Genomic DNA, 11,365 nt, shown 5'->3' with positions numbered 1-11,365 from the left:
TGACGGTGGCGGCGATGATGACGGTGGTGGTACCGGTGAGTCGGGTCATCTGACCGGGACGGGTTCGGGCCGGTGCCTGGATGTGCCGGGTCAGTCGACGGCGAACGGGACGCAGTTGCAGATCTATGACTGCTGGAACGGTTCGAATCAGCAGTGGACGTACACCGATGCCGGTGAGTTGCGGGTGTACGGGAACAAGTGCCTGGATGCCGAGGGTGCGGGTACGGCCGATGGGACGTTGGCGATCATCTGGGACTGCCATGGCGGGACCAACCAGAAATGGAACCTCAACGGCGACGGGTCGATCACGAACGCCCAGTCCGGGCTCTGCCTGGATGTGGAGGGCTATGGCACCGCGAACGGCTCCCTGGTCCACCTGTGGTCCTGCCACGGGGGCACCAACCAGCAATGGACCCTCGGATAACCGGTGAAAGGACAGTGATCTTCCATGTCATGGCTTGACCGCACCGGCACCCGCCGGACGGTCCTGGCCACCGGGGCGGGGGTGCTCGCGGCGTCGACCGTGGGCCTCCCCGCCACCGGGGCCCAGGCCCAGCAGACCTTCGCCAATCCGGTGATCTGGCAGGACTTCGCCGACGTCGACGTCATCCGCGTCGGCGACACCTTCTACCTCTCGGCCTCCACGATGCACTACTCGCCGGGAGCCCCGGTCCTCCGCTCGTGGGACCTGGTCAACTGGGAGTTCGCCGGTCACTCGGTGCCCAGCCTCGACTTCGGCTCCAAATACGACCTGTCCGGCGGCCGCGGCTACGTCCGCGGCATCTGGGCCTCCTCGCTGGGCTACCGCCCCAGCGAAGACCGGTACTACTGGATCGGCCAGATCGACTTCGCCAACACCTACCTCTACACCGCCCCGGCCGCCGAAGGGCCGTGGTCGCGGCACGCGGTCATCAACCGCTCCTACTTCGACGCCGGGCTCCTGGTCGATGACGACGACACCATGTACGTCGCCTACGGCAACACCGAGATCCGCGTCGCCCAGCTCAACGCCGGAGCCACGGCCCCGGTCCGCGACCAGGCGGTCTTCCACACCCCGAACCCGCCAGGGGTGCTCGAAGGCTCCCGCTTCTACAAGATCGGAGGGGACTACTACATCTTCCCGACCCGCCCGGCCAACGGCCAGTACATCCTCAAGTCGACCTCGGGTCCCTGGGGTCCGTACGAGATGCGCCAGGTGCTGCTGAACCTGCCGGGACCGCTCGACGGCGGCGGCGTGCCCCACCAGGGCGGGCTGGTCGACACCCCGAACGGGGACTGGTACTACATGGCCTTCACCGACGCCTACCCCGGCGGCCGGATGCCGACGCTCGCGCCGATCACATGGAGCTGGGACGGCTGGCCCCAACTCCAGACCGTGAACGGCGAGTGGGGGAGGGAGTACCCCTTCCCGAACCTGACGCCACGCGAGGTGGAGCCGCTCATCGGCGTCGACACCTTCACCGGCGCGGCCCTGGCGCCGAAGTGGGAGTGGAACCACAACCCCGACAACGGCAGATGGTCGACCGGGAACGGGCTGCGCCTGCAGACCGCCACGGTCACGAACGACCTGTACTGGGCGAGGAACACGCTCACCCACCGGATCCAGGGCCCCACGTCGACGGCCACGGTCGAGCTCGACGTCTCGGGCATGGCGGACGGGGACCGGGCGGGGCTCGCGATGCTGCGCGACTCCTCGGCGTGGATCGGCGTCAAGCGCGAGGGCGGCGCGAACCGCGTGGCCATGGTGAACAACATCGAGATGGACTCGAGCTGGAACACCGTCGCCACCGGAAGCGAGGCCGCCGGCACCGGCCTGTCCGGCGGCACCGTGTGGCTGCGCGTCGAGGCCGACATCCGACCCGGCTCGGGCCGCCAGGCGCTGTTCTCCTACAGCACCGACGGATCGAACTTCAACCGGCTCGGCCCCGGCTTCACCCTCAAGAACGCCTGGCAGTTCTTCATGGGCTACCGCTTCGCCGTCTTCAACCACGCCACCCGCTCCCTCGGCGGCGCCGTGACCGTCAACCGCTTCGAAGTGTCGACGCAGGACGGCGGCTCGGACTCGTCCTACCCCGAGACCGGGGTGTTCTATCGGTTGGTGGCGCAGCATTCGGGGAAGGCCGCGGACATCGAGGGCGCCTCGACCGCCGCGGGAGCCAAGCTCATCCAATGGTCGCCCAACGGCGGGGCCAACCAGCAGTTCGAGTTCGTCGACACCGGCGACGGCCACTGGCGCGTCCGCGCCCGCCACTCCGGCCTGGTCCTCCAGGTCGCGAACAACAGCACCGGCGCCGACATCACCCAGCAGCCCCAATCGGGAAGCGCCGCCCAGCAATGGTCCATCACCGACCACGGCGGCGGCACCGTCAGCCTCATCAATCGCGCCAGCGGCCTGGCCATGGACGTGTGGGAGGCCTCGACCGACGACGGCGCCCGCATCTCCCAATGGAACTACACCGGCAACACCAACCAGCAGTTCAACCTCCGACAAATCTGATCCGGCAAGGAGAAGACCATGCCCAACCCACCTGAACGGCGCCCCCAGGTGCGCCGCCGATCGGTCCTCGGCGGCGGCCTCGCCGCCGTTGGGAGCGCTTCATTTCCATTGGCCGCGTCACCCGCCGCGGCGAACGCCGAAACGGCTGCGGCGCCCGGCACCGCCGCAGCCGCAGCGGCGTGGACCGACCCGTCCAACGGCTACCCCGAGTGGAACAACAACATCGGGGTCTTCGAGGTCGGCTCGGAGCCGGCGCACGCCACGTTCATGCCGTACGCCGACCTCCAGCAGGCGCTGAACGCGGACCGGACCGACTCGCCGCACCGGCTCGGCCTCGACGGCGACTGGCGCTTCCAGCACGTCGACCGCCCCTCCGACCGCGACACCGGCTTCTACCGCACCGACCGCGACGACAGCGGCTGGGACACCATGCCGGTGCCGTCCAACTGGCAGCTCAAAGGCTACGACTTCCCGATCTACACCAACGTCACCTACCCGTGGTCGGGCCCCAACGGCGAGTACGAGAACCCCCAGCCGCCGTTCGCCCCGACGCGGTTCAACCCGGTCGGCCAGTACCGCCGCGAATTCGAACTGCCCTCCGAGTGGCAGGGCCGCCGCGTCCACCTCCACTTCGAGGGCGTCAAGTCCGGCTTCTACCTGTGGGTCAACGGCACCAAGATCGGCTACCGGGAGGGCTCGTACACGCCGTCCGAATTCGACGTCACCGACCACGTCCACGCCGGGACCAACCTCATCGCCGTGGAGGTCTACCGGTTCCCCGACGGGGACTGGATGGAAGACCAGGACATGATCCGGCTCTCGGGCATCTTCCGGCCGGTCTTCCTCTACTCCCTCCCGACCGTGCACCTGCGCGACTTCACGCTCACCACTCCCCTGCGGGACGGCTACACCAACGCCGACCTCGCGGTGGCGGTCGCCGTCCGCGACGGCGAAGGAGGGCACTGGGGGAACTACACGGTCGAGACACGGCTCTACGACGAGGACCGGCAGCCCGTGTGGTCCGCGCCGCTGCGAACGCAGGTGGACATCGGCTCGGTGCAGTCCGGCCAGGACGCGACCGCGCAGGGCTCCAAGGCCGTCCAGGGCCCGAGCCTGTGGTCGGCAGAGCATCCGGCCTTGTACACGGCGGTGCTCCAGTTGCGCGATCCGTCCGGCACGGTCGTCCAGACCGTGTCGGCGCGGGTCGGCTTCCGCGAGTTCGCGATCTCAGGCGGCCTCATGCGGATCAACGGGCAGCCGGTCTCCTTGCGCGGCACCAACCGCCACGAGAACGACCCCGACCACGGGCAGGCGCTCACCCGCGAGGACATGGTCCGCGACATCGCGCTGATGAAGCGGCTGAACATCAACGCGGTCCGCACCTCGCACTACCCGAACAACCCGGTCTGGTACGACCTCGCCGACGAGTACGGCCTCTACGTCATCGACGAGGCGAACCTGGAGACCCACGGGATCCGGGGCGACTACCCCGCCTCCAATCCGGCGTGGACGGCGGCCGTCATCGACCGGGCGGCGCAGATGGTCCACCGCGACAAGAACCACCCTTCGGTCGTCATCTGGTCCCTCGGCAACGAGGCGGGCGGCGGGAGCAACTTCGTCGCGATGCACGACTGGATCCGCTCGGCCGACCCCACGCGGGTCATCCAGTACGAGGGCGACAACCGGTCCCAGGTCAGCGACATCCGATCGCAGATGTACAACACCCCCTCCGGGATCCGGGACCGCGCCCTGGACACCTGGGACACCCGCCCCTACATCCTCATCGAGTACTCGCACGCGATGGGCAACTCCAACGGCAACTTCAAGGAGTACTGGGACACCATCCGCCAATACCCGGTTCTGCAGGGCGGGTTCATCTGGGACTTCGTCGACCAGAGCCTGCGCTGGCCGATCCCCCTGGGAGGCGGGAAGACCTACCTCTCCTACGGCGGCGACTGGGGCGACAACCCCAACGACGGCAACTTCTGCTGCAACGGCATCGTCTCCGCCGAACGGAGACCGGCCGGCAAGGCCGCCGAGGTCAAGCAGAACTACCAGGCGATCAACGTCACCGCCGGCACCGACATCGCCGATGGCGCCGTCCTGATCACCAACGAGTACCTGTTCACCGACGTGGGCGAGTTCGACGGCGGCTGGGCCCTGCTCGCCGACGGGGAAGTGATCCAGAGCGGCACCCTCACCTCGCAGCAGCTCGACATCCCGCCGCTGTCGGACAAGGCGATCCAGATCCCCCTCCAGCGCCCGGCGGCCCCGGCGCCCGGCGAGGAGCACTTCCTCCAGTTGTCGTTCACGTTGAAGGAGGCGACTCCTTGGGCCGACGCCGGGTTCGAAGTCGCCAAGCAGCAGCTTCCGGTCGACTTCGACAGCCCGCCGGTCGAGCCGATTCCGCTCTCGGACCTCCCGGTGCTGTCCGATTCGGAGACCGGCGACCGGATCACCGTCACCGGTGACGACTTCTCGGTCACGATCTCCAAGTACACCGGCGAGATCACCGCCTACGAGGCGATGGGCATGACGCTGATCGACGCCGGCCCGGTTCCGAACTTCTGGCGGGCGCCGACCGACAACGACCGCGGCAACGGCCATCCGAGCCGCAACGGCACCTGGCGGTACGCCGGCGCCGATCGGAACGTCACCGGCGTCGGCGTCGAGCGGCCGTCCGAGAGCTCGGTGCGGATCGCCGTCACCGGCACGCTGCCGACCAGCGCCCAGTCGACGTACACCACCACCTACACGGTCTACGGCAACGGCGAGATCCGCGTGGACAGCACGCTCCACCCCGGCTCGTCGAATCTGCCCTACATCCCCGAAGTCGGGACGGTCCTGTTCCTGCCCGGCGCTTTGGAGCAGATGCACTACTACGGCCGCGGCCCCGAGGAGAACCACTGGGACCGCCGCACGGGCACCGACGTCGGCGTCTACTCATCGACCGCGACGGACCAGTGGACGGACTACATCCAGCCGCAGGAGAACGGCAACAAGACCGATGTCCGCTGGGTCGCCATGGTCGACGACGCCGGACGGGGCCTGCTCGCGGCCGGTGAGCCGCTGCTGGAGGTGAACGCCTCCCACTTCACCCCCGAAGACCTGTCGGGCGACATCCGGCACGTCTACCAGGTGACACCGCGCGACGAGGTCGTGCTGCGGCTGAACTACAAGCAGATGGGCGTCGGCGGCGACAACAGCTGGGGCGCCCAGACCCACGACCGGTACAAGCTGTTCGCGAATCGCGACTACTCCTACACCTACCGGCTGAAACCACTGCCGGACATCGGCCAGGCGATGGCGCTCGCCCGGCGGCCCGCGGAAAGCGGCGGCAGCGGCGGACCGGTGGAGCCGGGGACGTTCTACCAGCTGGTGGCGCAGCACAGCGGGAAGGCCGCCGACATCGACGGCGCCTCGACCGCGGCCGGGGCCGCGCTCATCCAGTGGCCGCTCAACGGCGGAGCCAACCAGCAGTTCGACTTCGTCGACACCGGCGACGGCCACTGGCGGATCCGCTCCCGCCACTCCGGCCTGGTCCTCCAGGTCGCGGGCAACGGCACCGGCGCCGACATCACCCAGCAGCCCCAATCGGGAAGCGCCGCCCAGCAGTGGGAGGTCGTCGACCACGGCGGCGGGACGGTCAGCCTGGTCAACCGCGCCAGCGGCCTGGCCATGGACGTGTGGGAGGCCTCGACCGACGACGGCGCCCGCATCTCCCAATGGACCCTCACAGGAAACACCAACCAGCAATTCCGGCTCCAACGAGCCTGATTACAAGGGATGTATCCATGAAGCGAATCAGATCCGTACTGGCGTCGGCCGCCGTCGCGGCGCTGCTGGTGTTCGGCGTGGGCGCCGCCGAGGCGAGCGCCCAGACCGACGCCGCCGCGAGCGCCGGATGCGGCACGGGCCCGTCGCTCACCAGCGGCACGCACACCATCCAGAGCAGCGGTCAGAACCGCAGCTTCATCCTCAAGGTCCCCGACGGCTACGACCCGAACTACGCCCACCGGCTCGTCTTCGGGTTCCACTGGTGGGGCGGAACCGCGAACGACGTCGCCTCGGGCGGCAGCGACGGCGCCCCCTACGCCTACTACGGCCTCGAACCGCAGGCGAACGGCACCACGATCTTCGTGGCGCCCCAAGGCATCGACAACGGCTGGGCCAACCCCGGCGGCCAGGACGTGGCATTCTTCGACGACATGCTCGCCCTCATCGAGAACGACCTGTGCGTCGACGAGGGGCAGGTCTTCTCGCTGGGCTTCAGCTACGGCGGGTCCATGAGCTACGCGCTGGCGTGCGCCAGGCCGGACGTCATCCGCGCGGTCGCGGCCATCGCCGCACCCGGGGCGATCAGCGGATGCGACGGCGGCACGCAGCCGGTCGCGTACATGGGCATCCACGGTCTGTCGGACAACTACGGGATCGAAGCGGGACGAGGGCTGCGCGACACGTTCGTGGCCAACAACGGCTGCACCCCGCAGAACCCGCCCGAACCCGCCGTGGGCAGCCGGACCCACATCACCACGGCCTACTCCGGGTGCATGGAGGGTTATCCGGTCGTGTGGGCCGCGTTCGACGGGGGCCACCAGCAGGGACCCGTCGACGGGTGCTCCGGCTGCGAGAGCGGCGTCAACAGCTGGGTCAAGGGAGAGGTGTGGGCGTTCTTCACCCAGCTCGGCGACTTCGAGGACCCCGGTGACCCCGGCGATCCCGGGGACCCCGGTCAGAACGGCGCGGTGGTGAACGGCGCCTCCGGGAGGTGCCTGGACGTCTCGGGCGCCTCGCAGAACAACGGAGCGGACACGCAGCTGTGGGACTGCCACGGGGGCACCAACCAGCAGTGGACGCTCACCGAGGCCGGTGAGTTGCGGGTGTACGGGAACAAGTGCCTGGACGCCGACGGCTACGGCACCGCCCCCGGCACGCTGGTGCAGATCTGGGACTGCCACGGCGGTGCGAACCAGCGGTGGAATGTGAACGCCGACGGCTCGATCACCGGCGTCCAGTCGGGTCTGTGCCTCGATGCCGACGGCGCCGGCACCGCCAACGGCACCGCGGTGATCCTGTGGAACTGCCACGGCGGCACCAACCAGCGGTGGACGCTGGGCTGAGGCCGCGGGCGGCGCCGCACCGCCGCCCATGACGGAGTAGAGCGGGTAGTCCGTATCGGACTACCCGCTCTCTTTCCCTCACTCGATCAAAGCCGTCGCACCGGGGTCCGGCGCCTCATCGCAGTTCCCATTGCTGGTTGGTGCCGCCGTGGCAGGACCACAGGTGGACCATGGAACCGTTGGCGGTGCCGTAGCCCTCCACGTCCAGGCACAACCCCGAATCGGCGTTCGTGATCGACCCGTCGGCGTTCACGTTCCATTTCTGGTTGGTGCCGCCGTGGCAGTCCCAGATGATCGCCGCCGTCCCATCGGCCGTGCCCGCGCCCTCGGCGTCCAGGCACTTGCGCGAGGATCCCGAGTAGACCGTCAACTCCCCGGCATCGGTGTAGGTCCACTGCTGGTTCGCCTCGTTCGAGCAGTCCCAGATCTCCATCTGCGTCCCGTTCGCGGTCGACTGGTCCGGCACGTCGAGGCATTTGGCGGCGCCGACCGCGTAGAGCTCGCCGCCGGTGTCGCCGCCGCCGTCGCCGCCGCCGTCGTCGTCTGACGGGTCGAACCGCCACCAGTCCGCGTTGAACAGGTAGCCGTCGCCTCCGGTGAACTTGAGATACAGGTCGTGTTCGCCCGCAGCGCCGCTCACCGGGCACGACACCGTCTGCCAGGTCTGCCAGCCGCCCGTGTTCGGGACGTCGCAGGTACCGACGAGCGCGCCGGAGGGGCCGTCGAGGCGCAGTTCGATCGTGCCGCCGGCGCCGTCCGAGGCCGCGCTGACGTCGAACGTCGCCGCGCCCGAGGCGAAGTCGACGCCTTCGGCCTTGATGTAGTCGCCGTTCTCGATCCAGCCGACGTTCATGCCGCCCGCGCTGGAAGGCTCGGTCTCGATGCCGCTCGACCAGGCGATCGTCTCGGCCTCTTGGCGGACGTAGGGGTCGAGCGGGTCGGTCTGCGGCGCTCCGGCCGTCGTCATGCCGATGGTCGGGAACGTGCCGTCGGCGTTGTACTCGAACTGCTCGACGGCGACCGAGCGGGTGAAGCCGCCGCCTCCGGGGAGGGCGCCGTTGTGGTAGAAGAAGTACGAGTTTCCCTTGTAGTCGATGACGCCCGGGTGGTTGGTGAAGCTGCTCCCCTGGGTCGGCATGATCGTGCCCCGGTACGTCCACGGCCCGGTGGGGCCGGGCGCGGTCGAGTAGGCGATGTGCTCGGAGCAGCATTCGGCCGCGTACACCATGTAGTAGAGGCCGCCTCGCTTGTAGACCCAGGGGCCCTCCTCGTAGAGGGTCGGCCGGTCGCTGTCGCCGGTGCGGGTGCCGAATCCGGAGGTGGTCAGCGGGATCTGGTTCAGGCCGCCCGAGTACGAGACCATGTCGGCGTTGAGCTTCACGTACCACAGGTTCGGGTTGCCCCAGTAGAGGTAGGCCTGGCCGTCGTCGTCGATGAAGACGGTCGGGTCGATCTCGCCGTTCTCGACCAGCGGGTGGCCGAGGGCGTCGTGGAAGGGGCCGATGGGGTTGTCGGCGACGCCGACGCCGATCGACATCCGGCCGGTCGCGTCATTGACGACGGGGACGTACCAGTAGAACTCGCCGCCCCGCTCGACGACCTGGCCGGCCCAGGCGTCCTGTCGCGCCCAGCTGAAGGTGTCCAGGCTCATCGGGGAGCCGTGGTCGGTCCAGTTGACCATGTCGTCGGAGGACCAGACGCGCCATTCCCGCATGTCGAACCATGTCGAGCCGTCCTCGTCGTGTCCGGTGTAGAGGTAGACGCGGCCGTCGTACACCAGCGGTGCCGGGTCGGCGGTGTAGATGGTCTGGACGATCGGGTTGTCGGCCTTAGCCACTGCGCTGAACCCAGCCGTGGCGACTATGAGGACTGCCGCGAAGACGAGAGCGCGCCGGAGTCCGGCGCCGACCCGCTTCAAACGAAGATCCATTGCTGATTACTCCCTCCATGGCAGGTCCAGAGGTGGACCTGTGAGCCGTTGGCGGTGCCGTAGCCCGCCACGTCCAGGCACAGCCCGGACTGGGCGTTGGTGATCGTGCCGTCGGCGTTGCGATTCCACTGCTGGTTGACGCCGCCGTGGCAGGTCCAGACGATCGCGGCGGTCCCGTTCGCCGTGCCCGCGCCTTCGGCGTCCAAGCAGAGCTCAGCGCCACCTGAGTAGACCGTCAGTTCGCCCGCGGCAGTGTAGGTCCATTGCTGGTTCGCGCCGTTGTGGCAGTCCCAGATCTGCACCTGGGCGCCGGGTTCGGTCGACTGGTTCGGCACGTCCAGGCACCGGCCCGAGCCCACCCCCTGCAGCGCACCCGCATTCTCGTCGGTGCCGCCGCCCTCGTCGAGGCCGAGGAAGGCGATGGCGTTCGACAACATGCCGTCCAGCGGGAGCGAATGCCCGTAGCCCGCTATGCTCATGCCCTCGACGGTGGCGTGGGTGCCGGTGTCGCCGTAGCGGGTTCGCGTCCAACCGCCGGACAGGTTCTCGGTGGACGAGGGTATCTGGCTCAAGCCGTGCAGATCGGTCCACTCCTTGATCTCCTCCCCGAAATTCGGGTAGGCCAGGATGTCGTCCGCGGTGCCGTGCCAGACCTGCATCCGCGGGTACTCGCCCGTGTAGCCGGGGTACATGGCGCGGACCTGGTCGCCCCACTCCTGCGGGGACTTGATGAGGTTCCCGTTCGCGCACTGGCTGTTCCACAACGAGCCGTTGTCGGTGGCGAAGCACCCGGCCGGCACGCCCGAGAACGCGGACGCGGCGGAGAAGACGTCCGGGTACTCCGCGGCCAGGACATTGGTCATCATCGCTCCGGAAGAGAAGCCGCTGACCACGATGCGGTCCGGGTCCACGTTGTAGCGCTGGCGGGTCCAGTCGACCATCGACTTGATGCCGGTGGAGTCGCCGCCGCCGTCGCGGGTGAGGGCCTGCCGCGTGGAGACGTCGAAGCAACCGCCCTCACGGGTCGCCTCGGGCAGGACGATGATGTAGCCGTACCGGTCGGCCGCCGTCACGTAGTCGCGTCCGACGCCGTTGAAGACGGCGCCGGCCGAGCCGGTGCAGTAGTGGACCATGACGAGCAGCGCCGGTTCCGGCGCCACGTCGTCCGGCACGTAGACGTACATGTCGAGATCGGTCGGGTTGGCGCCGAAGTCGGTCACTCGGTTCATCGTGGCGGCCTGCGCGGGCGAGGCCGAGAAGTTCAGGGTGGCGATGGTGATCGAGAGCAGCACCGCCGCCGCCAGAGCGGCATGGAGCGTTCGTCTCATCGATGGGTCTCCTTTCAAGAGTCGAGGAGTGGGCCGGGCCGACCGAGAGGTGAGGATCGGTCGGCCCGGGTCCGGCGGCCTACCCCGGCATACGGCAGGCCGCCGATCGCAGCGGCTCGGGGACATCACCTCCGGGCCGCGGCGGTACCCCTTTGCGGGGTGGTCAGGTTCGTTGGAGGTTGAACTGCTGGTTGGTGTTGCCGGTGTAGTTCCATTGGGAGATGCGGGCGCCGTCGTCGGTGGCGAGGTTCCACACGTCCATGGCCAGGCCGCTGGCGCGGTTGACCAGGCTGACGGTGCCGCCGCCGTGGTCGGTGATGGACCATTGCTGGGCGGCGCTTCCCGATTGGGGCTGCTGGGTGATGTCGGCGCCGGTGCTGTTGTTCGCGACCTGGAGGACCAGGCCGGAGTGGCGGGCGCGGACGCGCCAGTGGCCGTCGCCGGTGTCGACGAACTCGAACTGCTGGTTGGCCCCGCCGTTGGGCGACCA

General features: G+C 68.8%; 7 protein-coding genes and 1 pseudogene. 5 read left to right on the top strand and 3 right to left on the bottom strand.

What is annotated here, in order from left to right:
• From H613_RS0115005 to H613_RS0114990, 5 genes and pseudogenes are all read left to right on the top strand, one after another.
• The coding region (locus tag H613_RS0115005; RefSeq protein WP_026925165.1) for an RICIN domain-containing protein at positions 1-424 on the top strand (424 nt) is incomplete at its 5' end.
• Between the two features lie 24 nt (positions 425-448).
• Positions 449-2,044, top strand: a pseudogene (locus H613_RS26760) (glycoside hydrolase family 43 protein); the annotation flags it as partial.
• Positions 2,036-2,497 carry an RICIN domain-containing protein gene (locus H613_RS32945; protein WP_342673019.1) on the top strand — a complete coding sequence of 154 codons (462 nt, stop codon included), beginning with the start codon at positions 2,036-2,038 and terminating at the stop codon, positions 2,495-2,497. The pseudogene H613_RS26760 and the gene H613_RS32945, both read left to right, overlap by 9 nt.
• Positions 2,498-2,515: 18 nt before the next feature.
• The gene (gene lacZ, locus H613_RS0114995) at positions 2,516-6,274 is read left to right on the top strand and encodes a beta-galactosidase, LacZ type (protein ID WP_026924453.1); all 3,759 of its coding nucleotides are present in this window, start codon (positions 2,516-2,518) and stop codon (positions 6,272-6,274) included.
• Between the two features lie 17 nt (positions 6,275-6,291).
• Positions 6,292-7,617: a lectin gene (locus H613_RS0114990; RefSeq protein ID WP_026924452.1), complete on the top strand. Its 1,326-nt coding sequence runs from the start codon at positions 6,292-6,294 to the stop codon at positions 7,615-7,617.
• A 115-nt stretch (positions 7,618-7,732) separates the two neighbouring features.
• On the opposite strand, the gene H613_RS26755 is transcribed toward H613_RS0114990, so the two are convergent.
• From H613_RS26755 to H613_RS26750, 3 genes are all read right to left on the bottom strand, one after another.
• Positions 7,733-9,547, bottom strand: a complete 1,815-nt coding sequence (locus H613_RS26755) for a family 43 glycosylhydrolase (protein WP_084546649.1) — start codon at positions 9,545-9,547, stop codon at positions 7,733-7,735.
• Positions 9,532-10,875: an extracellular catalytic domain type 1 short-chain-length polyhydroxyalkanoate depolymerase gene (locus tag H613_RS0114980; protein ID WP_026924451.1), complete on the bottom strand. Its 1,344-nt coding sequence runs from the start codon at positions 10,873-10,875 to the stop codon at positions 9,532-9,534. Before H613_RS0114980 ends, H613_RS26755 begins: the two co-directional genes overlap by 16 nt.
• A gap of 163 nt (positions 10,876-11,038) precedes the next feature.
• Positions 11,039-11,365 (bottom strand): RICIN domain-containing protein (locus tag H613_RS26750; protein ID WP_035738228.1); only part of this gene is annotated, 327 nt, incomplete at its 5' end.

Source organism: Glycomyces arizonensis DSM 44726, from assembly GCF_000482705.1.
Taxonomy (GTDB): Bacteria; Actinomycetota; Actinomycetes; order Mycobacteriales; family Micromonosporaceae; genus Glycomyces; species Glycomyces arizonensis.
The sequence above is the reverse complement of the archived record's forward strand: the minus strand, read 5'-3'. Positions and strand labels throughout refer to the sequence as shown.

Excerpts from the sequence above, each read along its gene's own strand:
- lacZ (WP_026924453.1), top strand. The coding sequence starts at position 2,516 with ATGCCCAACCCACCTGAACGGCGCCCCCAGGTGCGCCGCCGATCGGTC.
- H613_RS0114990 (WP_026924452.1), top strand. The coding sequence starts at position 6,292 with ATGAAGCGAATCAGATCCGTACTGGCGTCGGCCGCCGTCGCGGCGCTG.
- H613_RS26755 (WP_084546649.1), bottom strand. The coding sequence starts at position 9,547 with ATGGATCTTCGTTTGAAGCGGGTCGGCGCCGGACTCCGGCGCGCTCTC.
- H613_RS0114980 (WP_026924451.1), bottom strand. The coding sequence starts at position 10,875 with ATGAGACGAACGCTCCATGCCGCTCTGGCGGCGGCGGTGCTGCTCTCG.